This is a genomic window from Thermosporothrix sp. COM3 (assembly GCF_059696735.1).
On sequence record NZ_AP019376.1, the window covers coordinates 1,422,085 to 1,446,451 of the forward strand.

Annotated in this window: 16 protein-coding genes; 4 read left to right on the forward strand and 12 right to left on the reverse strand. The window is 56.5% G+C overall.

The features are described 5' to 3' along the window. Positions 1–218 precede the first annotated feature (218 nt). On the reverse strand, positions 219–1,010 hold the full coding sequence (locus KTH_RS06170) for a helix-turn-helix transcriptional regulator (protein ID WP_497617225.1): 792 nt from the start codon (positions 1,008–1,010) through the stop codon (positions 219–221). Positions 1,011–1,171: 161 nt separating this feature from the next. Here KTH_RS06170 and KTH_RS06175 point away from each other — a divergent pair, with 161 nt between their 5' ends. Then, the gene (locus tag KTH_RS06175; protein ID WP_497617228.1) at positions 1,172–2,137 is read left to right on the forward strand and encodes an LLM class flavin-dependent oxidoreductase; all 966 of its coding nucleotides are present in this window, start codon (positions 1,172–1,174) and stop codon (positions 2,135–2,137) included. Between the two features lie 104 nt (positions 2,138–2,241). On the opposite strand, the gene KTH_RS06180 is transcribed toward KTH_RS06175, so the two are convergent. From KTH_RS06180 to KTH_RS06195, 4 genes are all read right to left on the reverse strand, one after another. Continuing rightward, complete coding sequence (locus KTH_RS06180; protein ID WP_497617229.1) at positions 2,242–4,728, reverse strand: glycoside hydrolase family 95 protein; 2,487 nt, start codon at positions 4,726–4,728, stop codon at positions 2,242–2,244. Between the two features lie 102 nt (positions 4,729–4,830). Next, on the reverse strand, positions 4,831–5,490 hold the full coding sequence (locus tag KTH_RS06185; RefSeq protein ID WP_497617231.1) for a response regulator: 660 nt from the start codon (positions 5,488–5,490) through the stop codon (positions 4,831–4,833). Positions 5,491–5,516: 26 nt separating this feature from the next. Then, the gene (locus KTH_RS06190; protein WP_497617233.1) at positions 5,517–7,223 is read right to left on the reverse strand and encodes a sensor histidine kinase; all 1,707 of its coding nucleotides are present in this window, start codon (positions 7,221–7,223) and stop codon (positions 5,517–5,519) included. Positions 7,224–7,312: 89 nt separating this feature from the next. Further along, positions 7,313–7,831: a hypothetical protein gene (locus KTH_RS06195; RefSeq protein WP_497617235.1), complete on the reverse strand. Its 519-nt coding sequence runs from the start codon at positions 7,829–7,831 to the stop codon at positions 7,313–7,315. Positions 7,832–8,458: 627 nt separating this feature from the next. Between KTH_RS06195 and KTH_RS06200 the strand changes: the two genes are divergently transcribed. Continuing rightward, entirely contained in the window at positions 8,459–11,365 is a 2,907-nt protein-coding gene (locus KTH_RS06200; protein ID WP_111322089.1) for a serine/threonine-protein kinase, read from the forward strand. A 125-nt stretch (positions 11,366–11,490) separates the two neighbouring features. Here KTH_RS06200 and KTH_RS06205 read toward each other — a convergent pair whose 3' ends face one another. Continuing rightward, the gene (locus tag KTH_RS06205; protein WP_497617239.1) at positions 11,491–13,425 is read right to left on the reverse strand and encodes a S9 family peptidase; all 1,935 of its coding nucleotides are present in this window, start codon (positions 13,423–13,425) and stop codon (positions 11,491–11,493) included. A 354-nt stretch (positions 13,426–13,779) separates the two neighbouring features. Next, entirely contained in the window at positions 13,780–15,144 is a 1,365-nt protein-coding gene (locus tag KTH_RS06210; protein WP_497617242.1) for a LuxR C-terminal-related transcriptional regulator, read from the reverse strand. A gap of 320 nt (positions 15,145–15,464) precedes the next feature. Between KTH_RS06210 and KTH_RS06215 the strand changes: the two genes are divergently transcribed. Beyond that, positions 15,465–16,667 carry an amidohydrolase gene (locus KTH_RS06215; RefSeq protein ID WP_497617245.1) on the forward strand — a complete coding sequence of 401 codons (1,203 nt, stop codon included), beginning with the start codon at positions 15,465–15,467 and terminating at the stop codon, positions 16,665–16,667. 145 nt (positions 16,668–16,812) lie between these two features. Here KTH_RS06215 and KTH_RS06220 read toward each other — a convergent pair whose 3' ends face one another. The 3 genes from KTH_RS06220 to KTH_RS06230 form a co-directional block, all read right to left on the reverse strand. Beyond that, on the reverse strand, positions 16,813–17,694 hold the full coding sequence (locus tag KTH_RS06220; protein ID WP_111322081.1) for an aminoglycoside phosphotransferase family protein: 882 nt from the start codon (positions 17,692–17,694) through the stop codon (positions 16,813–16,815). Between the two features lie 241 nt (positions 17,695–17,935). After that, the gene (locus KTH_RS06225; protein WP_497617248.1) at positions 17,936–19,111 is read right to left on the reverse strand and encodes a cytochrome P450 family protein; all 1,176 of its coding nucleotides are present in this window, start codon (positions 19,109–19,111) and stop codon (positions 17,936–17,938) included. A gap of 286 nt (positions 19,112–19,397) precedes the next feature. Further along, positions 19,398–19,751: a DUF3159 domain-containing protein gene (locus KTH_RS06230; RefSeq protein ID WP_497617251.1), complete on the reverse strand. Its 354-nt coding sequence runs from the start codon at positions 19,749–19,751 to the stop codon at positions 19,398–19,400. A gap of 301 nt (positions 19,752–20,052) precedes the next feature. Between KTH_RS06230 and KTH_RS06235 the strand changes: the two genes are divergently transcribed. Continuing rightward, positions 20,053–20,259 carry a hypothetical protein gene (locus KTH_RS06235; protein WP_497617252.1) on the forward strand — a complete coding sequence of 69 codons (207 nt, stop codon included), beginning with the start codon at positions 20,053–20,055 and terminating at the stop codon, positions 20,257–20,259. A 10-nt stretch (positions 20,260–20,269) separates the two neighbouring features. Here KTH_RS06235 and KTH_RS06240 read toward each other — a convergent pair whose 3' ends face one another. Both KTH_RS06240 and KTH_RS06245 read right to left on the reverse strand, forming a co-directional pair. After that, the gene (locus KTH_RS06240; protein ID WP_497617254.1) at positions 20,270–20,629 is read right to left on the reverse strand and encodes a response regulator; all 360 of its coding nucleotides are present in this window, start codon (positions 20,627–20,629) and stop codon (positions 20,270–20,272) included. Then, on the reverse strand, positions 20,629–24,351 hold the full coding sequence (locus tag KTH_RS06245) for an ATP-binding protein (RefSeq protein WP_497617255.1): 3,723 nt from the start codon (positions 24,349–24,351) through the stop codon (positions 20,629–20,631). Before KTH_RS06245 ends, KTH_RS06240 begins: the two co-directional genes overlap by 1 nt. Positions 24,352–24,367: the final 16 nt, after the last annotated feature.

Consider the following 24,367-nt stretch of genomic DNA (forward strand, 5'->3'; position numbering starts at 1 on the left):
CCTATCCCTCAAACTTCGGATCCCACCACATCTCTTTTTCAAGTATCTACACCAGATGAAAGCAAACAGTGCTGTATAAGATAGCGAGAATCACGAAAAAGGGTATTTCTTGTCCCGTCAGACAAACAAAACACCCTCCAGCCAGCTCCAGAAGGGCAACGATCCGCAAACAGGCGTCCTCCAGGAGGGAGAGGCAAGGCCAGAGCGACCCTGCACAATCACCTTCCTATCATAAGCTGCTGCAATTTCGTCTCGGCGTCGTCCAGAGGCGTATAGACGACCATCTGTATCCCGGGCAGGTTGGGCACAGGGAAAGTGGTCGGGCACAGGACCAGATACCCCACCTCGGGATGATTGAGCGCACAGAACTTCCCACACGCCAACGCAATCTCATGCTCAGGCCACCAGGCGCGAAACTCGGGGCTTTTCTCTCGCAACTCCTCGATCAGCTCGTTGTACCAGGGGTCGTCAGGGTAGCGATCATAATACACATGGAAGGCAGCCAGACAGCTCCGGGCCTCGCGCTCCCAGTCTGCTGACAGCGTTCGAGCAGCCGGATGCACAAAATGGTACCATAGCGCATTACGTTCTCGCTCGGAGAAGCTCGGATAATCACCGAAGACGCGCCGGGTACACTCATTCCAGCCCACAACATTGCCGCGCCGATCAAACAACCGGGCAGGATAGCGAAAACCATCCAGAATTCGCTGCGTGGTCTCATCAGGGGACACCACCTCACCCATCGGTGGCATCGAGTCCTGCGCCAGCGAAAATAAGTGACGACGCTCCTCATCGTCCAATTGCAGGATCGATGCCAGGCGTTCGAGCACCTGTGTCGACACCTGAATATCACGCCCTTGTTCAAGCCAGGTGTACCAGGAGACCCCGACACCCACAAGCTGGGCGACCTCTTCGCGCCGCAGCCCACGCGCCCGCCTGCGCTGGTAGGTCGGAAGGTGAAACTGTTCTGGATGCAGGCGGGCCCGCCGACTCTGTAAAAATTCTGCCAACCCCGCCTTGCGCTTGACTCTTTCTCTCATCATCCTCGCTCTCAAACTATGACTACCCGGACATATGATAGAACACACTCCTGGTTCCTTCAGGAGCTCTACTCTATACTACCATTACCAGTTTTTCCAGAGCAATCATACTCAAAAAGGAGAGGTAGAACATGTCACAATCATCCCTTTCATTGCGCGAACGTGTAGGCGTCGCCATCTTTCAATCAAGTGACACAGTAGAGGCCGTCCGCAGCATTCGCGAGGCTGAAGCAGCAGGCGTGCAACAGGCCTGGTTTTCAACAGGAAGCGCAGGCCTCGCCGACGTCCTGACCATGCTGAGTGCAGCAGCCATCCAGACAGAGCGCATCAAACTGGGAACCGCAATCGTGCCAGTTCCCGCGCGGCATCCGCTGGTCATGGCGCAGCAGGCACTTGCGATCCACGACATCGCTCCCGGGCGCTTGCTGCTCGGCGTCGGCTCCGGAGATCGCGCCCTGTTTGAGCACGGCTATGGCCTGCCGCAGGCAACACCCCTCAAGCACCTCCGCGAGTACCTTCAGGTGCTTCGTAGCGTCCTCTATGAAGGCCAGGTTGAGTATCGTGGCACCTTCTTCCAGGTCTCAGCGGTCCAGCCTCGCACAGCACCGATCCCGCTGCTTATCCCGGCGCTTGGCCTGAAGGCGTTCGAGCTGGCGGGCGAGATTGCTGATGGCGCGCTCGCAGCCTTCTGCCCGGTTCCTTACCTGCTTGAGCAGGCCCGCCCAGCCATTCAGGCCGGTGCGGAGAAAAGCAAGCGCCCGGCCCCTCCCATCATTGCGGGCTTGCCAGTCGTGTTCAGCACGGATGAGCGAACGGTACAGGGGGCAGTACGGGTCTTTGTCCAGCAGATAAGCCAGACCAGCACCTATGCACATATGTTTACGCTGGCAGGGTGGGGAGCAGCCATACAGGGGGATACGAAGGCGCTGGATGCACTGGCCCTTGAGCTTGCGATCTATGGCACAGAAGAAGCGATACGGGATCGTATTCAGAAGCTCTTGCAGAGCGGCATCGGTGGGTTACAACTCATAAATATTGCCCTCGCAGACCCCGCCAAAGAGCAGCAGCACCTCTATCGTCTGATCGGCTCTCTATAGTTAAAACAACGTAGGTAGAATAAAGGAGACAAAAAGATCCAGACAAAACGAAGCAGCCCACCATGCAAGCGGTCCGGCTGCTTCATTGTCACTCCTGCTCCGGATCAGCGAAAAGCGAGTTCATACGTCGCACCCGCTTCAAGCGGCAGCAGGATACGCCCATTCTCCACGCTCCATGAGATGTTTTGCCCCGCCTGATCGCTCACCTGAGCAAGCTGTTGATCACGAGGCGCACGAAGCCGATAGGTCCCGCCGTTCTGTGCGCGCAAGACAACCGTGGTACTGTCGGGCAGCCAGCGGATATCAACCTCGACGCCCCCACGCGCTCGCAACCCCGTGATCTCGCCCCGTTTCCAGGCATCGGGCAGGGCAGGCAGCAACGCGATCTCACCCGCATGGCTCTGCAAGAGCATTTCCGCGATCGCCGCCGGAGCACCGAAATTTCCATCGATCTGGAAGAGTGCCGAACGCATCTCGTCATCCTCGTTATCAGCGCCGGTTGGGAGGTGCGTCGGGTGCATATCGAACAGGTTCGTTGCCGTCAACCGGGCAAGCAGTTGTAGCAGATGCGTATAGGCCTCGTTGCCCTCACGAAGCCGTGCCCAGAGCGCGATCACCCAGGCACGCGACCAGCCCGTATGACCGCCCTTGTGCTCTAGCCGCAACTCAAGCGATCGCTTTGCCGCCCGAGCCAGTTCCGGCGTCTTCTCAAGCGTGATCTCCTCACCCGGATACAATCCGTACAAATGAGAGAGATGGCGATGACCCGGCTCAGCCTCGGCAAAGTCCTCCTTCCACTCCTGCAATTGCCCGTTCTGTCCGATCTTTGGGGGAAGCAGCCGGGCTCTGGCCTGTTCGAGCTGCGCCGCGAACTCGGCATCACACCCCAGAATGTGGCTGGCCTTGATACAATTCGTGAAGAGTTCCCGAATGATCGTCATATCCATCGTCGTGCCCGCGCTGACCGTGGCACGCTTGCCATCAGGGGTAATAAAGGTGTTTTCGGGCGATGTGGAGGGACAGGTCAGCAGGTTGCCATGTTCATCTTCAATCAGGAAGTCGAGGAAAAAACGGGCAGCTCCCTTCATCAACGGATAGGCCCGCTGCGCGAGGAACTCGCGATTACCAGAAAAGGCGTAGTGTTCCCATAAATGCTGACAGAGCCACGCCCCACCTAGTGGCCAGTTCGCCCATTGGGGCCCGCCACTTCCTGCGCCCACGGGCTCGGAATGACGCCACAGATCAGTATTGTGGTGCGCTACCCACCCCTCACACTGATAGTAAGCTCGAGCTGTTTTCGCACCGGTCACGCTCAAGCCCTCGATCAGAGCAAAGAGCGGCTCATGACACTCCGGCAGGTTACAGGTCTCCGCCAGCCAGTAATTCATCTCAGTGTTGATATTAATGGTATAATTCGAGCTCCACGGCGGCTGAAGCTGATCGTTCCAGATACCTTGCAGAGTTGCCGGTTGCGTTCCGGGACGCGAGCCCGTTATTAGCAGATAGCGACCATAGTGAAAATACAAAGCAAGCAACTGAAGGTCCTGCTCTCCCTTGCGCAGCGCCTTCAGCCGTTCATCCGTCGGAATCTCGGCAAAGTCGTTCTCGTCCAGGTAGAACGTGACGCGCTGAAAGAGCCGCTGATGATCGCGCACATGAGCCTCGAACAGAGCGGCGTAGTCCTTCTGCGCGGCGGCAACCAGTTTCGCAGTACAGAGCGCCGTAATATCCTCATCGTGGTCCGCGGGATCGCGATCAAAGCCACGAAAGCTCGTTACAGTGGCAAGCAGCAAGGTTGCAGAACGAGCATTCTCAACGGTCAGCGTACTATCCTCTGCCGCAAAGACGCGCCCGCCATCGAGCACCACCTGCATCTGCGTATCAAAACGGATACCCTTGTTTTCCTCATAAATAATAGGATGCTCACTCTGATGGTAAACTGGATCGGCGTGCACCGGACAGCGACCACTCAGATGCAAGCCATCGGGCCCGACAGCGACAACCTGCGCTTGAAGCGGGCTGTCAAGCGAGATCGTAAACGAGATTGTGCCGCCCTCATCGCAGGCCAGACGCACCACAAGCACATCATCCACGGCGGAAGCGAAGACCTCCCTCCTGTAAGTCTGCTCCCCGACGCGATAGCGCACGCTGCTGAGAGCCGTTTGCAGGTCCAGCTCGCGCCGATAGTCCGTCACCTGGCCAGCATGTTGAAAGGTCAGGCGCAGGTTCCCGAGCGGCAGATACGCCTGAGTATAAGGGCCCTGAATCCGCTGTACGAGTGCATCCGCGGCGACATAGTCATGCTCTTCCATTACCAGCCGCCTGAGTTCGGTAAGGTGTGAAGCCGCCTCATCATACTTCGGATCACGCGGCTCACCGGACCAAAGCGTGTCTTCATTCAATTGAAGCAGCTCTTCCTCGATCCCTCCATGCACCATTGCTCCCAGGTGTCCGTTTCCCACTGGAAGCGCCTCCATCCAGACGGAAGCAGGTTTGCGATACCAGAGTTTCATAGATACAGAAGTCCCTTTCACCGTCTTGCAGTGCAAACCCAAACGCGCCGCCTCGGAGGCCTGCGCATCGAGTTTCATCGTTTCCTTTGAGTATACTGAAAGCACGTGATGAAATTCAAGGGATGGACAGAAAACGTTTTCATCACAGGGCAAAATTGCCCTCTCGTCCGCAGGCAGCGCTCAGGGGAGTTCGATGTCATCAAGCGAGAGCAGCCCTCTTTTCAGCGCATAGATGACGGCCTGTGTGCGGTGTGCAAGCTGCAATTTGGTCAGAATGTTCCCGACATGCGTCTTGATTGTCTCCTCGCTCACGCCAAGCGCCGCAGCAATTTCCACATTCGTACGCCCCATCGCAAGCTGCTGCAAGACCTGTAGCTCACGCTCGGTCAGCTTGCTCGGCTGCTTGACGGTCCGCATCAACTCCTGCATCACCGCCCCCGCTACCGAGGGATCAAGCAACGATTGCCCGCGAGCAGCCGCCCGAATCGATGCAAGCAACATCTCGGGATCGGCATCTTTGCGCACATAGCCAATGGCGCCCGCACGTAGTGCAGCCATCACCCGTGTTTCTTCAGTTGAGCTAGTCAACGCGACAATACGGATATTGGGAGCCTGTTCGTGTATCTGCTTGATTGCCTCAATGCCATCCATGCCGCCGGGCATCAGCAGATCCATCACCACGACATCCGGCATCCAGCGATCAAGCTGCTTCAGCGCCTCTTCCCCGCTTGACACCTCCCCCACCACCTCCATATCATCGAAGGCTTTCAAGAAGCTATACAGGCCGCGGCGCACGATTCGGTGGTCATCTACCAGCATCACCTTCGTCTTCTCGGGCATAGCAGCACCTCTTTTCCATGAAATATCTACTCTTCTTCAGTATATTGCTTCCATCTCTTCAATTGTACATAATCAATGAAGAGCGTCACGCTCCGGAAAAGCACAAGCGCGATCAAGGCATATCCCGCCCAATCTCTGGCAGTGCTCGGCGGAAAGGAGACAGTAATCATACCGAGCAGCAGCAGGGCAACGACAAACAACGGCCAAAGCAGAAAGCCTCGCATCTTCTGCATCAATTTTCCCCACTCCTGCGCTATTTGCCAGCGCAGGCCGCTCTCAAGCAGCTTCTCGAAATAGCGATTAATAATCCCATAATACCGCTTATGCTCCACCACCAGTAAAATGCAGGAGATAATCGTAAGTGTAAAGGTGATCCACCAGGCAACTGGATACCGCCACCCCTCAACCATAATAAAGCTGAACCAACTGCCCATTATACATAAACGCAGCAGCTTCAGCCAGAGCGCATGCACGCGCCGCAACAGGGACAGCGAATCCCGACTCTGTCCGCCATTATTGATGAGCACGCGGAAACTCGCGACTTGTCCCCAGATGCACGCGGAGAGCACAACCAGCAGCCCGATAAGCAAGCAAACAATCGCAAGTATGCCGGAACGCCCGAACAATGTAGCCAGAAGCATAAAGAGAAAGGTGGCCTGCACAGCGCTCGCCCCCAGTTGAAGCCCGCTCTTTGCCTGCTCGGTCGCCTTCCCGGTTTCGCGCTGCATCTGTTCTTGCTCATGTTCCAGCGCCCGCGTGTCCAGCAGCGGGATCCGCGCCCGAAGCGTTGTTCCCTGTCCCGGGCTGCTCTGAATCTCCAACTGCCCGCCGAGCAACTCCACGCGCTCCCGAACGTTCGAGAGCCCCATACCTTGCTTCACCGTTGCGGGATCAAAGCCCTGCCCGTTATCGCGCACCTCAATATGCAGCCACTCCCCACGCGTTGTGAGTTGGAGCCAGACTTCGCCAGCCCGAGCATGACGGGCAATATTCGCGAATGCCTCCTGCACCAGTCGGAAGATCTGTTCCGCGGTACTCAGAACCGTGCCAGCAGGAAGCGGCTCTATCTCGGTGTGAACCTGCGCCCCCGTGCGATAGCCAAGCGCCTGAGCCTGCATCCGCAGCGCCTCCGCCAGACCTGTCTGTTCAAGCGGGGAGGAATGCAACTGTTGCAAGAGCGCCTGCATCTCGACCTGCGCTTCTTTCACGCTTCGCTGGATATCCACAATTGCGGCTTGCACCTCTGCGTTGTCGCCGCCTCCGTGCGCTCGGGCAGCCGCTGCACTCATGTTGATGCTGAATAGTTGCTGCTTCACCGAGTCATGCAGATCGCGCGCGATCCGATTCCGCTCCTCTTGCGCCGCGACTTCCGCCGCCTGCCGGAGTGCCTGATCTCGCAACTCGGCTGTCAGATAGGCCTGCTGCTCATACCTGCCGATCCGCTGGCTCACAGCATTGGCAATCGCGTAAAAAGGCCCCACAGGCCAGCGCATGGCTGTTCGTAAAGGTTCTACCGCGAAGCCATGCGCCAGACGAGCAAGGGCCAGTTCCAGCATGGAAAGGTGCGATTGTAAGGGCAATGTCAGCAGCCAGCCAACCAGCATCCCCGCCACGCAGGCAAGCAACAACGTGAGCACAATCGATACACCAAAATGAAGCAACAGAGCAACCATACTCAGGGCCGCGCCAGCCGCCACCAGATGACTCACCACCAGGTATGTAGCCACTCCCACCCGGCTTGTCTCCTCTGATCTGTACGTTCCACGCATCTCTTGCCCCATAAGCATGCTCCGTTTCTTCCCAACGCATTTCTATAGCAAGGTTAATACAACTGACTTTGTGGAAGCTGCTCCTCTTTCGATGGCACAGTACTTGCTCGCCAGAAGACTGTAGCTCGCTCGCTTGCCAGATTACTCAAAAAGAGCGTATTCATTGCCATAGCCGCAAGCGCGAACAGTGCCGACGTGTACTGTAACGACGGAGGTACCGCCAGTACCGCCACCCGAAGCACCAGCAGCAGTAACCAGATTATAATACTAAGAACGTTTGCTCTTGAATAGGCAATTCCGGTTCTCGGGTCGATGCGCAGAAATGCCATCTTCCCGCGCGCGAAGCCGATAAGCGTCCCTGCGAGCAGTCCTGCAACCGCAGCCAGAGCCAGCCACATAGATGAAACGGGTGGGTTCGCAAACACACCCCACGCTCGTTCAATCGAAAGGCCCCCGACAACCACTATCAAGATGAGCCACGATATCCCTTTAGCCGGTCGCTCCTGACACTGCCGCACGGTAACCAGGACAATAACCAGAAGTGCAACCACAAGTATCAATAATGGTGACATGCTTTTTTCTCCTTACCTGTTTCCTTCTCGTTTTGAGGAACAGTGTACAGGAGAAAGCACAGCTTGCCATCGCTGCACATCGTGATTTTTGCCTCCCCCAAAAGAGGGAGAGCTATCACAATGACGAACCCTGGACCACAGAAATAGCATACTCCCTTCCACCCGGGCGCTGATTGCTGGCTTTCCGGGTGAGGTTATCGGGCTCTGGCCGACGCTGCTGATCGGCACGGTAGGGATACAGCCTGGTATTGTCATTCTGTTCGTTGCGCGTTCTGTACGCAGCTACGAGCTGACTTCACAAAAAGAGGGGGCATAGCCCTTTATCCTATCCTCAGAAAAGGGGGAGATCACAGGACAGCTCCCCCTTACTCAGCCTGATGAACGCCAATCTTCAGCAGTGAGCACGCACATAGAGCGCCTGGTTGCTTCTACTCTATCATTTGGAGCATCCCATTGCCACCATGAAATGCGCACAAAAAGGGGTAGTATCATAAGGCGAAATCTGTTATACTTGGAGATACCCGCGCTACTGCTGCACAAAATCATCTGTGCGGGTACGACAGCACCTCTCACGAGCGGCTGAGGGATGAAAGCAAAAAACCAAGAAATCAACGGAAACAAAGACGCATGGAACCACGCGACGATTATTTCCTGCAACAACAAATCGGCAACTATCGTATTGTCGCACGGATTGCTCAGGGCGGATTCGGGATGGTTTACCGAGGACAGCATATGTATTTGCCGTCGCGAATCGCTGCCATCAAGATCATGCGGCATGCCGTGGATCAAAGCGAGCAAGTCCGCTTTCTGCGCGAGGCCGAGCTACTGGAACAATTGAAACACCCGCATATTGTCCCTCTGCTCGACACCGGGCTGCTGCAAGGCATACCCTACCTGATTATGCCTCTGATCGCGGGCGGCTCGCTCCGGGAGCGCCTGAGACGGCCACTACCAACAGAACAGGCACTCAAGTACGTCTTTCAGATCGGGGAAGCGCTGCACTATGCGCATCAAAAGCAAGTCGTCCATCGCGACCTGAAACCAGAAAACATTCTCCTTGCCGACGAAGAAACGGCGCTGCTCACCGACTTTGGTATTGCCTCACTGCTCACAACCCAGAGCATGGTATCAACGACGGTCGCGGGAACGCCCACCTATATGGCTCCCGAGCAGTTTCAGGGCAAAGTCAGCGCCCAGAGCGATCAATATGCGCTGGCCTGCATGCTTTTTGAACTGTTGACCGGGAACAAAGTCTTTGAGGCTCCCGATCCCTTCTCGGTCGGCTACAAGCATATTTACGAGCCGCCCCGCTCTCCACGCATACTGAACCCATCTATTCCGTCACATCTTGAGCAAGCGATCTTAAAGGCTCTCTCAAAAGAGCGTCACAACCGTTTTGAGGATATCCCTGCATTTCTGGCTGCGCTCAAACCGGAGGCCGTGCGCATTCAGCCGCCACCCGCGCCGCCAGAGCAGGAAACCATGCAGTCGCCGCCTCGCGAAACCTCACAACCAAGAGAAGAACCATCGCTCCGGCCCGGCGAGCAGCTCTACGATGCCGCTGCATGGAACCGCAAAGGGCTCTCCCTCTACGATGCCGGTCACAGTGAAGAGGCCATACGCGCCTACGACGAGGCCCTGCGTCGTGATCCACACTACGTCTACGCGTGGAACAATAAAGGCAATGCCCTGCGTGATCTGGGAGGCAGCCAGGAAGCGCTGGAAGCCTACGAAGAAGCCATACGCCTCGATCCAACCTATGTCCATGCCTGGAATGGCAAAGGCAATGCCCTGCGTGATCTGAAGCGCTATGAAGAGGCCGTGGCTGCCTTCGATGAAGCGTTACGCCTCGACCCCAACTACGTGCATGCCTGGAACGGCAAAGGCAATATCCTCTACGACCGCAAACAGTATGATGAGGCGCTGGCCATGTATGAAAAGGTGCTCCGCCTCGACCCCAACTATGTGCATGCCTGGAATAACAAGGGGCTGGCTCTCGCGGATTCACGTCGCTATGAAGAAGCGCTGGAAGCCTACGAAGAAGCCATACGCCTCAGTCCGCGCTATGTCGCTGCCTGGAATAATAAAGGATTGGCCCTGCACGATATGGGTCGCATCAACGAAGCGCTGGAAGCCTACGAAGAGGCCATACGCCTCAATCCGCGCTACGTCTACGCCTTGAACAATAAGGCGCTGGCTCTCTACGATCTGAAGCGCTATGAAGAGACCATCCAGGCGTGTGAAGCAACGCTACGCGTTGATCCGACTCATGTTTCGGCATGGAACAATAAAGGACGCTCTTTCTACAATCTCGGGAAGTACGAGCAGGCGATCACAGCCTATGATGAGGTTATCCGCATCAACCCGAACTACGTCTATGCGTGGAACAATAAGGGGCTGGCTCTCTACGACTCGGGACAAGCTGCCGCTGCGCTTCCCATGTATGAAAAGGCTCTCAGTCTTGATCCGCGCTATGTCGCCGCCTGGAATAACAAAGGGCTGGCACTCTACGATCTCGGGCGCTATAACGAGTCGCTGCAAGCATGCAATGAGGCGCTCTATCTCGATCCGAACTACGTCTACGCGTGGAACAACAAAGGTCGAGCACTACAGGCCCTCGGACGCTATGATGAAGCCCTCAGTGCGTACGAGGAAGCGATGCGCCAGGATCCTACATATTTTTACGCATGGAACAATAAGGGGAGTATTCTCCATAATTTGAAGCAGTACGAACAGGCGCTCTCTTTCTACAACGAGTCGCTGCGGCTCAACCCACGCTATTCCACGGCCTGGAACAATAAAGCCACGCTCCTCTATGATCTCGGGCGCTACGAAGAGTCACTGAAAGCCTGTGACGAAGCGCTTCGCATCGACCCACGCTATGTTTCAGCGTGGAACAATAAAGGTCTGGCGCTACAGGCGCTCAAACGGTATGAAGAGGCTCTTCCGATGTATGAGGAAGCGATGCGCCTCGACCCGCGCTACGTCCATGCGTGGAACAATAAAGGTCTGGCGCTCTATTATCTGGGGCGCTATGAAGAAGCTCTTCCGATGTATGAGGAGGCAAACCGGCTCAACCCGCGCTACCTCTATGCATGGAACAACAAAGGGTTGACCCTCTATGAGCTCGGACGCTATCTCGAATCGCTACACGCCTGCGAAAAGGCGCTTGAGCTCGATTCCACCTATGTCTACGGGTGGAACAATAAAGGGCGCGCACTCTATGCGCTCGGACGCTACATGGAAGCGATCGTTGCTTATGACGAAGCGCTTCGGTATAACCCGCGCTATACCCTGGCCCTGAATAACAAGGCCCTGGCCCTCTCCGAGCTTGGACGCCATAGCGAGGCGCTCCCGCTGTATGAGGAGGCAATCCGGATCGACCCGAACTATGTTTCGGCATGGAGCAACAAAGGGGAGCTGCTTCGCGATCTGGGCAGGATCAGCGAGGCCCGGAGAGCTCTTGAGCATGCCTTACAGCTTCAGCCGAACCACAGTAGAGCGCGTCGCATCCTCAACGAACTGCAAGGCTAAACACAGCGCCTATCACCCTTGCTGAACAGGAGAGCCGACCGGATCAGATCGGCTCTTCTTCTGCTAGCGCGCGCTCGCTTTCCTTCCCGGCTGAGACAGGGCAGCAGTGAGCCCGCGCTTCCCGGCTACACGTAGCGCAGGAACCACTCGACTACACGCAACACCGAGTCACGCATATGATCAAACTCGTGGAAACCATGCCCCTCACGCGGATAGATAACACACTCGACGGGCACCTTTCGTTCGCGCAACGCCCGATAGAACATATATGCCTGTGCTACCGGAACCGCTTCATCAGCTTCGCCATGCAGGATCAGCGTGGGCGTCTTTACACGCCCGGCAAAGGTCAGCGGAGAACATGCGCGGTACACCTCAGGCTGATCGAGCGGGTTGGCATTCAGCAGGAGCTCATCGGCATCCGCAATATTAGACTGCCCATGCATATTGTGGAAATCGATAATGCCCGCTCCCACCATTGCCGCCTTAAAACGGTCGGTCTGCGTGATTGCCCAGGCAGACAGAAAGCCGCCATTGCTCCACCCGCCAATACACACCCGTTCGCCATCAACTTCCCCTTGCTGCACCAGGTACTCGACACCGCTCATAATATCCTGAAAGTCTTTGCCGCCCATATCGCCCAGCACCTCATCAGCAAAGGCCGCACCCTGTCCCCAACTACCTCGATAATTGGGCCGGAAGACCGCGAAGCCCTCCGTAGCGGCCATAAAGGAAAAGCCTCCCTTCCAGGAATCGCACTCGGCCCCGGAAGGTCCACCATGCACCTGCACAAAGAGCGGCGGCAACATGCCATCAGCGGGCGGCTTCAGCGGATGCATAAAGATGCCATCAATCATCCGACCATCCACGCTTTTATAGCGAATGCGCTCCGTCTTCACTGGCTCGCCTAGCGCCTCCAGCAGCGGATTGAGCCGCGAAAGCTGTCGCCACTTGATGCCCTGCTCGGTCAGCGTGCCGTACCACACATCAGCGGGCTTCTGTGGCGTCGAGTGGGTGGTTGCCATCATCCGGCCATCCGGCGTCGTTGAGAGGCTCGGCTGATCCCAGTACATCACAAAATCATCGTCAAGAACAGTCACCCTGCCACTCTGGCTATCAAGCAGGCATATCTGATGCGTCACATGCTTGACCGCAGTGAAAAGCAGCGAGCGCCCATCAGGCAGCCAGCGACACCAGGCCGGGCTGCAATCAATCCCCGGCGTCAGGTTGCGTGTTTGCCCATCCGCAACCGATACCGTGAAGATATCGCCGCAGCCACGCCCGGGGTCGCTCCATCGACCTGAGAGATAGGCAATTCTGGTACTGTCAGGCGACCAGGCAAGTGCCCGCGCCTGCCACTGAAGCAGCGTCAATTGCCGCACAGAACCGCCATTCGCGGGAACCACCCCGATCTCGCTGTTATACCAGTCGGTGTAATCGGAACCATGCGAGTAATACAGCGCGACCTGTTTGCTATCAGGCGACCAGACATATTCAAAAACGGTCACGTTGGGCGGCGTGATTGGCTCCGGAACTGTATGTCCGGGACGCACTGCCCAGAGTCGGCAATAGCGCTCGGGGCCCAGAACCTTCGGATCGCTCTTCGGCTCTTCTCCCTCAAGCGATAGAAAGGAAATACGGCTTCCATCCGGCGCCCAGGCGAGATTCATGACGCCGTTCGGCATCGAGCAAAGCTGCTCGGGATCACCACCATCAGGATTGATTCGATATAGTTGCGGCTTCTGCTGCCCTTCGGGCGTCGCGACAAAGGCCAGCCACCGCCCATCAGGAGACCAACACGGCTCTCGCTCGTTCTGCTTGCCTGTGGTCAGCGGGCGAGCATTGCCTTCCAGATCGGTAAGCCAGATACGACGGCTGAACGTCTGAGCCCCGGGGACAGGCTCAGTGACAACAAACGCAACCCGCTTCCCATCGGGTGCGAGCGCGACAGCAGAGGGGGATCGTTCCTGCATGAGGAGATCAGCAAGTGCGGCGCGACGCGTATGAGGGTCATCACTGTGGTTCAGCAGCGGCGCTGATACCGGCATCCATGCTTCGTTCATACTACCTCCTTCCAAAACCAAGAGCACGAAATACGCATAGAGCGCTTTGCACCTACTATAGGCGTTCTTCAAAGAGGTGTCAAGCGATCTCTTACAGCAAGGGAAATACGCTCTCCCTGCTTCAGAAGCGAGCAAACATACTCCTTATCTGGAGGTTCGTGACAGGGAGCACAGCCTGAGCGGCTCAAGAGTAGAAGAACAGGAAGAAGTAGGAAAACAGGTGTAGAGACACTGAAGTGCTCTTGTCGAGCCAGCTTGAGAATGGGAGGAGACGCCGTTCAAACCTTGCTTCGCTGGATGCTTGTTCAAGCAACGCAACAAGGAACGGACGCCTCCCCTTTTCTGCGTTACGGATCACGCATCGAGGAGCCCCGCCGCTTTCGCCTTCTTGACAGCCTGCGAGCGGCGCTGCACGCCCAGTTTGGCAAAGAGATGCTTGATATGTGACTTCACCGTGCTGACAGCAACGACCAGCCTGCCGGCAATCTCCTGATTGGAACAGCCCTGAGCCAGCAAGGCAAGCACTTCCAGCTCTCGCTTGCTCAATGACTCGTGTGTGCTCGCTTGGTGAGGTGCGGGAGGAAAGGCAGCAAGCAGACGATCAAGATAGTGTAGCAAGCTGGCGGGCTTGCGTCCATGCTGCTCGCGCACCCGCAGCAAGAGCTCCTGCATAACTCGCCCCTCATCGACAAAAAGCCGCATATAGCCCTCGGAAGCAGCCTGTGAGAGCGCCTGCATCAGCAACGATACCGCTTCCTCGTTCCGCGTCTGTGCATGGGCCACAAGCGCTTGCAGCATCCGAATCTCGACCAGGGAGCCGTTACGCGCCTCCTGATGCACGGCCAACTGCTTGAGCAGGGAAGTGGCATCAGCAATGCGCCCCTGCGCCAGCAACACGCGAGCCAGCACCAGAGACTCAAAGAGCGAGGTGTTCTCGTCAGCTTGCCGCTCCTGCGCCCAGAGCAGCATCTGCTCTCTTTGCTCCTGCTTCAATGCCAGCAGCGCCCGCATGCCGGCAACCCGTGCCAGCGACGCCGCATGAAGCTGCTGTGCAAGTGCTTCCGCCTGCTGTAGCGCCTGCTCGGCTTCCTGCATCTGCCCCTCAGCCAGAGCCAGCCGCGCCAGCAGAACATAGCCGTCAAGCTGCTCCTCTGGCCGACCGCAGGCTATTCCCTCTTCCAGCGCACGCCGGGCGGCAGACAGATCATTCCATTCATATGCGATCTCGCTCTGTGCCAGCAAGAGACGGCTCTTCTCGGCCTCAGCGCCCTCCAGCAGCCGACGCAACAGCGCAGCCGCCTGGTGCAGCCGCCCCTGCCGCAGCAGCTCCTGCACATGCTCTGCTGTCAGTTCGGGAGTCTCTGTCGGGATATTGAGTTGCTCGGCGACCTGCTCCAGACGCGCCACGGTGAGGTTCTTGCTATGGCCCAGATAGCGCTTGACCATCTTTCGCTGCTGACGACGATAGGCATACCAGTAGGCTCCACCGCGCTGGACACGCTCTTTCCGCAGAGTACACGTGTAGCCGCGTCGATCCTGAAACGAGAACGAGGGAACATATTCTAACCACTGAAACCAATCCTGACTCTCTACCTCTATCTGCTGACATGGTACAGTCATATCACCAGCAATATTGATAGCAATATCAACAGCTATATCAACAACGTAACGCTCACGCGCAGGCTCCCAGAGCAGCTTGAAGGCAGTCTGTCTCGGCACAGCATTCCCCCTTTACGCACAGGCTCTTCTGACCACTCCCTCGAATCAGGGAGCACATCAGGCAAGGCCATTATACTCTATCTCAAAGGAACAGAACAACACTTGTCCCCTATACGTCACATCCAAAATAGAGCCTGCTCGCTTTTTCTCAGTGAGTATGATAAAGTAAGAACAGGGCAAGCGCCTCCGCTTCCTCATAGTGCTTGCCGGTGGTTGCTCGCTTGAAAGCGCTTCTCAGGCCCCTCCAGGCAACTAAGGAGGAACTTCATCGGGTGATACCATGTGCCCACCACATCCCTATTTCTGATTGGAGGTTTGTTATGACAGCCTATTGGCTTACAGATGTTTTACTGGAAACAGGCCGCGTCCAAGAAGAAAATCGCATGCGCACAAAAACTGATCTGTTCCAGCTTCTACTGCGAGATGGGCACGTCGCCGCTATCGAGCCCAATGATACCGTACACGATCAGCACCCGCGCGTCAGCGCACAGGGGGCCCTCGCGCTCCCGGCCTTCATTGAGCGGCACATTCATCTCGATAAGACGCTGTTAGGCGGCCCCTGGATGCCTACGCGACCGGCTCGCAGCATCCTTGAACGTGTCGCGATCGAGGCTGAGATCCTGAACAATCACCCGGTTCCCATCGAGGAGCGCGCCCGGCAGTTCCTGGGCATGATCCAGCGCGCCGGTTCCACTCACGTCAGAACACATGTCGACATTGCCCCGGCGTACGGGCTACGCCATCTGGAAGCAGTCAAGCGAGTGCTGACAGAGAACGAGAACAACCTGACGTATGAAATAGTCGCCTTCCCTCAGCACGGCCTGCTCCGCTCCTCCTCTCAGGAGCTTACCCGCGAGGCGATGAAGCTCGGGGCGACGCTGGTCGGTGGCGTTGACCCCGGCACCGTTGATCTCAAGCTTGAGCGCTCACTAGAAGAAATGGTCTCTATAGCCGTTGAGTTTGGCGCGGGCATCGACCTGCACCTGCACGATCGTGGACAACTGGGCCTCTACACGATTCGCACGCTCGCCGATATGATCGAGCAGGCAGGGCTTCAGGGAAAAGTAGCAATCAGCCATGCCTTCGCGCTCGCCGATGCCGACACCCGCGAGCTGGCGTCCCTGGCCGAACGCTTCGTCGAGCTTGGCATCAGCATCAATTCAAGTGTCCCCTTGAGCATCCCGATGCCGCTCTACACGCTGCATAAAGCGGGGGTCCATGTCGCGCTTGGTTGTGATAACGTCTATGATAGCTGGTCTCCATTCGGCACCGGCGATATCTTTGAGCGAGCAAACCGACTCGCTGAGACCCAGGGCATGGTTCAGGAAGAAGACCTTGCGGAAGCCCTTGCGTTCATCACTGGAGGCCTCACGCCCGTCAACGCGCAGGGTGAGCAACAATGGCCGCGCCTCGGTCAACCGGCTGATCTGGTACTGGTTGAGGCAAGTTGCTCGGCGGAAGCCGTGGCCCGTCGTGCACCTCGTCGAGCCGTTCTGCATCGCGGCAAGACGGTTGCCGGCTGAAAGAAGAATCCCCCGCATTGAAGCGGGGGAAGTATCAACATACCTCTCTTCTGCGTATTTCAGGAATACCTGATAATTTCTATATAATTTATATGTATTCCATTGCCTACCACTTCTTTTCAGGAGTACTCTTTTATACCACCAATTACGCAAAAAGAGCGGGATAGCGCATCCAGGGATCTAATGCGACCGAGCCCTGCACCTCCATCAAACAATACAGGTAGCGATAGACGAAGCGTACAGGCGCGATCTCGGGCAGGCTCAGAACGCGCTCATAGCCCCGGGCAAAGGCCCGCGCCTCACGCTGCTGAAAGACATATTCCAGCCCGATAAAGTCAAGCTCACGCGGTCCCATCGCATACCCTTCTGTATCAACAAAGGCAGTGATACGCTTCCCATCGGTCAGAAACTGGGATGCATCCATATCCATCAGAACGGGCACGGTATAGTGAAGAGGCGGAAGCTGTGTCACAGCCTCACAGGCGGCGGGGAGCATCTTCTTGATCGCTTCATCCTGCTGATAAAATCGCTCAACCAGCAGGCGCAGTGTTTCCTGCAATCGCGTCTGAAAGTCCGCGAGGTCATACCGCGTACTGCCAGTGGGCGTCCCAAACCAGTCGAAGCGACCACAATGCAAGCGTGCGAACTCCTCTCCCATAGCTTCCAGTGCCTCTTCAGGCAGTTCCGAGAAAGTTTCAAAGGAAACGCCGGGCATCGCGTCGACAATGACATACGGTCGATCCTCCAGCGTGCCCTTGCGCAACACCTGCGGAACAGGCAGCGAACAGAAACGAGCAAGCAGACGATTGAGCGGCTCAAGCTGAAAGATTGCCCGTTGATCGAGACCAAACAATACATGACACCCATACCAGAATGGCACCTCAGGGAGCCCCTGACGCAGCATTCGTACAACTACCACTTCCTCTGCTGTCCGCACACGCCAGACATCGCTTGCATGGCCCGAGTAGCCGGGATCAAGATACGTTTGTTCAAGAATGGGTGCGGAAAAAAGTGCCTGGAGATTCACTATATCCTTCCTCTCTCTCATTGACAAAACGAACCAGATCCCATAAGCATAGCAGATTCGCTTTCTGTATAGCAACAATGCAGAAGTACTACACTCAGCATTTCCCCTTTTTCACCGTTTCACTGCGAGAGAGGAGGGGACCAACTATCCAATAGCAACGCGCTTTCGCAGCGTACGCGGCACAACAGGCAGCTTTTCCTGATGCTGCATCTCGGAGGTCGCTCCTCAGGTGCCAGATCCCTTAAAAGCGCACCGGCAGCTCCGCCAGCCCTCGCAGCATCGGGTTATTATTCCAGCGCAGCGCTTCCGGGTCAACCGCCAGACGCAGCCCGGGAAGCCGCCGCAACAGCGCCCCGAACGCGGTCTGTCCTTCCAGGCGGGCAAGTGGAGCCCCCAGACAGAAATGCATGCCCTTGCCAAAAGCCAGATGTGCATTCTCCTTACGCGTGATGTCCAGTCGCAACGCATCTTCAAACTGGCGCGGGTCGGAGTTCGCCGAGATCAGCGCCGCAAGCACCTGATCACCCCGGTGGATGGTCTTCCCATGCAGCTCGATATCCTCAAGCGCAAACCGTTCATCCGATAGGCTGACCGGCGAGGTATAACGAAGCAACTCCTCGACAGCTCCCGGTAACAGCAACGGATCGTTCCGCAACAGTTGTAGCTGATCGGGGTGCTCCAGAAGCGCCAGCGTCCCATTACCGATGAGATTCACCGTCGTCTCATGGCCCGCCACGATTAACAGGAAGATCATCCCGATCAGCTCATTCTCGCTTAACTGATCCCCGTTTTCCTCGACATGCACCAGTTCCGACATCAGATCCTGCCCGGGATGCACACGCTTCTCCTCACACAGATGTCTGATATATGCGAAAAATTCACCTATTACTTTCTGTTGTCGCTCGGGCTCCTCCTCAATATTGATGAAGATCTGCGTCCAGTGACGAAACTGCGACCGATCTTCCTCGGGAATGCCCAGTAGCTCCGAAATGACCGTGATCGGCAACGGATAGGCAAACTCAGCAATAAGATCCATATGGCCGCGCCCCTCTACGGCATCAAGCAGGCCCTCTGTGATCTTTTGAATGCGCGGGCGAAGCTGCTCGATCATCTTTGGCGTAAAGGCTTTGGATACCAGCCGCCGCAAGCGCGAGTGATCGGGCGGATCGACCAGCAACAGATGCGGGTATTCGAGCGCCTGTTCCGCTAATACTTTGTCACGTGCGGCCTCTAGCTTGCGCCGATCCTTCGTCAGCCGGGGATCGCGCAACACGAACAGCGCATCCTCATAGCTCGTCGTTACCCAGGCGTTCAGCCCCTCAACAAAGTACGGGCCGCGCCCCTCGCGCAACTGACCGAAAAACACCTGTGGGTGACGCTTTGTCTCCTGCGAGTTCAACTCATGCAAATGGACCATGTTTCTGATCTCCTTCTTTTCTATTTCATCTTCACCCATAGCGTACACCGCTTCAGAAGCGCCCGCATACCTCTCAGGAGGCATTCCGACGAGCTATTTGCATGAGTGGCGCATTCCGGTAATCCCGGCGTGCGTCAAGCTCCGAAGCGGCGGCATTGCCTTTGCTACCTAACGATCTGTTGGGTATGCCGTCGCCTGCGTAGGACGAACGTGGCAATCAGCAGGACCACATAGACGCTATAGCTGATGCAGGGGGAGGCGATCAGAAAGACCTCGATCGATTGGGTCAGCAGCGGCCAAGAGCCTCCAACGTCAGCCCGCCGCCCCATAACAACGAATATACAACAACGGTCCTCCGTAGCTCCGGTGTCCAGGCCCTCCTTTCTATACCTGTCAGGTAGTTGAGAACAAAGTATAGAAGCAGCCGGAAAAACGCCAGCGATACCAGGCAGGCAAGCCCGCCCGTCAGCAGCGGATCACGCAACAGAAACAGCCGCTCATTCCCGCTCAGCGCCGTGATGCAGAGCGTCAGCCCCGCCAGCAGATCGACACGCCTTTGCAGGCTCACGCTGACCAGCGTATGCACAAAAGAAGGCAGCGCCGTCAACAGCAATGCAGGCAGCTCCTCAAGCCCGATCACGTATATCCCCACATTTCAGACGATTACTGGCAACACACCATTCAGGAACACGCCTGGCAGCAACTGTGTTCTGTGACGCTTTTTCTTCGATTCGCTCATAACACTCCTCACACGTACTCTTTCATGAGAACCAGTGTACCCGGAATGTCAGCGCGATACATCAACTCACGGGTTGTCCTCTGGCTGATTTTGGCCTCAACCCTGCGCTTGAGGACAAAATGGGACACATGACCCATTCCGCCCGATCCGCTTCATGGTAGACTCAGAGAAAAGCATGCAACCAGAAGAAAGGGGCCACGTTATGCAGAAACATCAACAATGCGATGGACATGCGCTTGCAGCGCTACAGGGGATTCTCTGTCAGATTTCCGTGGATCATACACACCCTACTACCTCTTTCTTGCTACTCGACGCCGATACCTATTTCTCCTACCGCGACTCCGATCGGCAGCAAGCTCAGGATAGCCGCATCTCGCTTGACTATCGCGATCAATGGGGAGACCGTTGAGATCTCCCCGCTACAGATACTGCTCCAGGGTATCGAGCAGATCATCCAGCTCAAACGGCTTGGTAATAAACGCATCTGCGCCCGCGTCTCGGGCAATCGCTTCCGTCTCCCGGCTCGCCGAAAAGAGGATAACCGGGAGATGTTTCGTTTGTTCATTGTGTTTCAATGTGGCGCAAATATCCTTTCCATTCCAGCCTGAAAGCCAGATGTCAAGCAACAAGAGATCAGGCTTCATCTGCACCAGATCCTGAATAGTTGCCCCATCGCCGGTTGTAATCACCTCATAGCCTGCATCTTCAAGAATAAGTTCAAGCGAATCAAGAATAGCAGGATCATCATCAGCAATCAGAATACGCTTCTTCTGTGACATTATGCACTCTGTTCTCCCTCAAGTAGGTGTTCCTCAGGCGCGAGCGAGAGCGGCAGCGAGAACGAAAAGGTCGTCCCCTTCCCTTCTTCGCTCTGAACCCAGATCGTTCCGTGATGGCGTTTGACGAACTCCGCCGAGATATACAGGCCCAGCCCCAACCCTGGATACGTCATCTGTGTTTCACCTTCTACACGATAGAAACGTTGGAAGAGATGTTGCTGCTTTTCGGCAGGAATACCGATTCCGAAGTCGAGCACCGATGTAATCACCATATTGTCCTTCAGCTCGGTTTTCACATAAATAGTGTCAGCCTTTGGCGAATATTTAATCGCGTTGGTCAGCAAGTTGGTTAACACCTGCCCGATGCGCTCGCGGTCTCCGGTCAGGGTGACAGAGGGCCCGAGCTCTTGCAGAATAGTATGGCGGGTGGTCGTGCGCTGTGCCTCTTCTACCACCTCCTGAATCAACGAGTTATAGTCGAACGGAGCGGGATGGAATAGCAGCTTGCCGCTCTCAATCCTGGTCACATCCAGCAGGTCGGCGATCAGCGAGGTGAGTTTATTCAGTTGCATATCCATCTTTTTGAGGAGTTCAGAGGCGCGTTCATCCCCTGCTTTGCGGAAACGACGTTCCAGTAATTGCGTATACGCTTTGATACTGGTCACAGGCGTCTTCAGTTCGTGACTGGCAATGCCGAGAAACTCATCCTTCTGCCGCTCCAGTCTCTTCTGCTCGGTAATATCGGTATTGGTACCAAACCACTGGACAATAGTACCTTCTGCATCGCGAATCGGCACCATACGTGTGAGGAACGGGCGATAGGTGCCATCAGCGCCCCTGAGGGAGTACACCATCTCGAAGGGCTCGTGCTCATAGAGAGCCCGGTGAAAGCGCCGCCGAACAGCCGGGAGGTCCTGCGGGTCAACAACCTGCTCCCAACCCTGATCCTTCACCTGCTCGGGCGTGGTCCCGGTATACTCATACCAGCGCGAGTTGTACCAGTAGATCCGACCGCCTCGATCTGCCATCCAGGCGAGATTAGGGATATTATCGGCCAGCGTCCGAAAACGCAGCTCGCTCTCTTCGGCTCGCTGTCGCGCAAGCACCTGCTCGGTGACATCAAACGCGAAAACCATCACCCCCTCGATCGTCCCTACAGCGTCGCGCATAGGAGTGTAGACAAATGTAAAGTACACATCCTCAAGTTGTCCGCTCCCGGTTCGATCAAGCGCCACCTTCAGTTCATTGCCAACGTAGGGAACCCCCGTCGTGTAGACGGCCTCTAGCAGCGGTTCGAGGCCCTGTCCGCGAACCTCCGGCAGTCCCTCGAAGAGCGGCTTATGCAGCACATCCTCACTGCTTCGGCCCCAGATCGCGAGCGTTGTCGGGTTCGCCAGTTCCACCACATATGTCGGTCCACGCAAGATGACGATGGCCGCCGGAGCCTGCATAAACAGGTCAAATAGCTTGCGCTCGGACTCGTAGCGGCTTCGGGCGAGCTTGATATGCGTGATCACGCGGGCCCGCAACTCACGCGCCGAGAAAGGCTTCACCAGATAATCATCAGCACCCGCACGCACCCCTTCAATCGTTGCTTCCTCGCCAGCGCGAGCCGAGAGCATAATCACGGGAATACGAGCAGTATCGGGATGTGCCTTTATTGCCTGCAAAAGCTGGAACCCATCCATCTCGGGCATCATCACATCTGTCAGCACCAGTTCGGGGCGAGCGCGCCGAATCGCCTCCAGCGCCTGCTTACCATTCGCGACGGCCTCAATCGTAAAACGATCGCTCAACAGGCGGCAGATATAGTCACGCATATCCGCATTGTCGTCGGCCAGCACAATACGCGGGCGATCCCCGGCAGGAATTTCAGCCGGAAAGCCTGCCGGCTCCTCTTCCTCAGGAGGCAGCCACTGGCTCATCTCCTCAACATAGATGGCAGCGCTCAGGGCGGTCGATTGCAGGGTACGTGTCGCTCCGATGCGGTCCGCAGGCAGATGCGCCGTCCCTTTCCGCAGCGTGATGGTGAACGTGGTCCCTTTGCCCGGGGTGCTTGTCACCTCGACCTCACCCTTATGCAGCTTGACAAGCTCCTGCACCAGTGAAAGCCCGATTCCCGATCCTTCATAAGAGCGCGACCGTACGCCCTCAACGCGCCGGAAGCGTTCGAAAATGAGCGGCAACTGATCGGGCGCAATGCCAACACCAGTATCCTGCACCTGCAACACCACATGGTCGCGCCGCTCCTCAAGCCGCACAGCGATCTCGCCTTCAAAGGTAAACTTAAATGCATTGGAGAGCAGATTCAAGATAATCTTCTCCCACATGTCGCGATCCACATAAATCGGCTCCGAGAGCGCGGGGAGATCCAGCGTTAGCTTCATTCCGGCCTTCTCAATCGCGGAACGAAAATTGCTGGCAAGTTCGGCGGTATAGATGCCCAGATCAGTCGCCTCATAGCTGGCCTGAATGCGACCCGCCTCCAGCCGCGAGAAGTCGAGCAGTGTGTTGACCAGCTTCAACAGCCGCAGCGCGTTCCGATGCGCGACCTCAATTCGTTCGCGATTGGCGGGCGCCGTGTTCGGATCGTCTCGTATCTCCTCGATTGGTCCAAGCATCAGGGTCAGCGGCGTGCGGAACTCGTGACTCACGTTGCTGAAGAAGAGCGTCTTGGCCCGGTCGATCTCTTCAAGCGCCTCAGCACGCTTCCGCTCCTCTTCATATGCCTGCGCGTTTGCAATACTGTTTGAGATCTGGCTGCATACCAGCTTCAGGAAGCCCTGATAGCTCTCATCAAAGAGCCGATAGGGATTAAGGCCCACGATCAACGCGCCCGCCTGGCCAGTCTGGCCCGAGGGAGCAACCGCCAGAATAGCGGCCTGATGCGGCATTTTCTTCCATGCCCCGGTAGGCAGGGCCCCAAAGCGCTGCTGGATATCGTCAATCAGACAGGGCTTCTGCGTTCGCATCACCTCAGCAAACGGCCAGGGAGCATCCTGATCGAGCGCCACCTGCTCAAACACCGCAGGATGCTGACGCTCAATGCCGCTGGTCCCCGCAAGCGTCATCTGCTTCCCATCCTGATCGAGCAAATAGAGCAGCGCGAACGGAATATCCTGCGGATTTCGGGTCAACAGTTCGGCGCTCAAGCGGCAGGCCTCCCCAATCGTACGTGCGTCCGATGTTTCGGCGGCAAGTGTCTGCAACAGCTTCACCTGCCGCTCTCCAATAATCCGGGCAGTATCGTCGGTATTTGCACAAATAATGCCACCCACGCCCCCATTATCACCTGGAACCGGGCTATACGAGAAGGTATAGTAGGTCTCTTCCTGATAGCCATAGCGCTCCATGATGAGCAGTGCCGCCTCATCATAGGTTCCGACATTATCTTCCATTGCGGTGCGCAGTTTAGGGGCAATATCAGGCCAGATCTCGCGCCACACCACGCGAACGGGCTGACCAAGAGCCTCAGGATGCTTGCCGCCAACAATCGCCTTATAAGGATCGTTATAGAGCTTGATCAGATCAGGTCCCCACCCAATCCAGATCGGTTGACTCGACGTAAGCATAATCCGGACAATCGTTTTTAAACTCTGTGGCCATTGCTCGGCAGGCCCAAGCGGCGTCGAGGCCCAATCAAACGAGCGAATACGCTCTCCCATTTCGCCCCCACCTGCCAGAAAATCAAGAGAGGATGCAGGGTGTTCATTGCGCATCATACGATCAATACCGCCT

Excerpts from the sequence above, each read along its gene's own strand:
- KTH_RS06175 (WP_497617228.1), top strand. The coding sequence starts at position 1,172 with ATGTCACAATCATCCCTTTCATTGCGCGAACGTGTAGGCGTCGCCATC.
- KTH_RS06180 (WP_497617229.1), bottom strand. The coding sequence starts at position 4,728 with ATGAAACTCGATGCGCAGGCCTCCGAGGCGGCGCGTTTGGGTTTGCAC.
- KTH_RS06185 (WP_497617231.1), bottom strand. The coding sequence starts at position 5,490 with ATGCCCGAGAAGACGAAGGTGATGCTGGTAGATGACCACCGAATCGTG.
- KTH_RS06195 (WP_497617235.1), bottom strand. The coding sequence starts at position 7,831 with ATGTCACCATTATTGATACTTGTGGTTGCACTTCTGGTTATTGTCCTG.
- KTH_RS06200 (WP_111322089.1), top strand. The coding sequence starts at position 8,459 with ATGGAACCACGCGACGATTATTTCCTGCAACAACAAATCGGCAACTAT.
- KTH_RS06205 (WP_497617239.1), bottom strand. The coding sequence starts at position 13,425 with ATGAACGAAGCATGGATGCCGGTATCAGCGCCGCTGCTGAACCACAGT.
- KTH_RS06215 (WP_497617245.1), top strand. The coding sequence starts at position 15,465 with ATGACAGCCTATTGGCTTACAGATGTTTTACTGGAAACAGGCCGCGTC.
- KTH_RS06225 (WP_497617248.1), bottom strand. The coding sequence starts at position 19,111 with ATGGTCCATTTGCATGAGTTGAACTCGCAGGAGACAAAGCGTCACCCA.
- KTH_RS06235 (WP_497617252.1), top strand. The coding sequence starts at position 20,053 with ATGCAGAAACATCAACAATGCGATGGACATGCGCTTGCAGCGCTACAG.
- KTH_RS06240 (WP_497617254.1), bottom strand. The coding sequence starts at position 20,629 with ATGTCACAGAAGAAGCGTATTCTGATTGCTGATGATGATCCTGCTATT.
- KTH_RS06245 (WP_497617255.1), bottom strand. The coding sequence starts at position 24,351 with ATGATGCGCAATGAACACCCTGCATCCTCTCTTGATTTTCTGGCAGGT.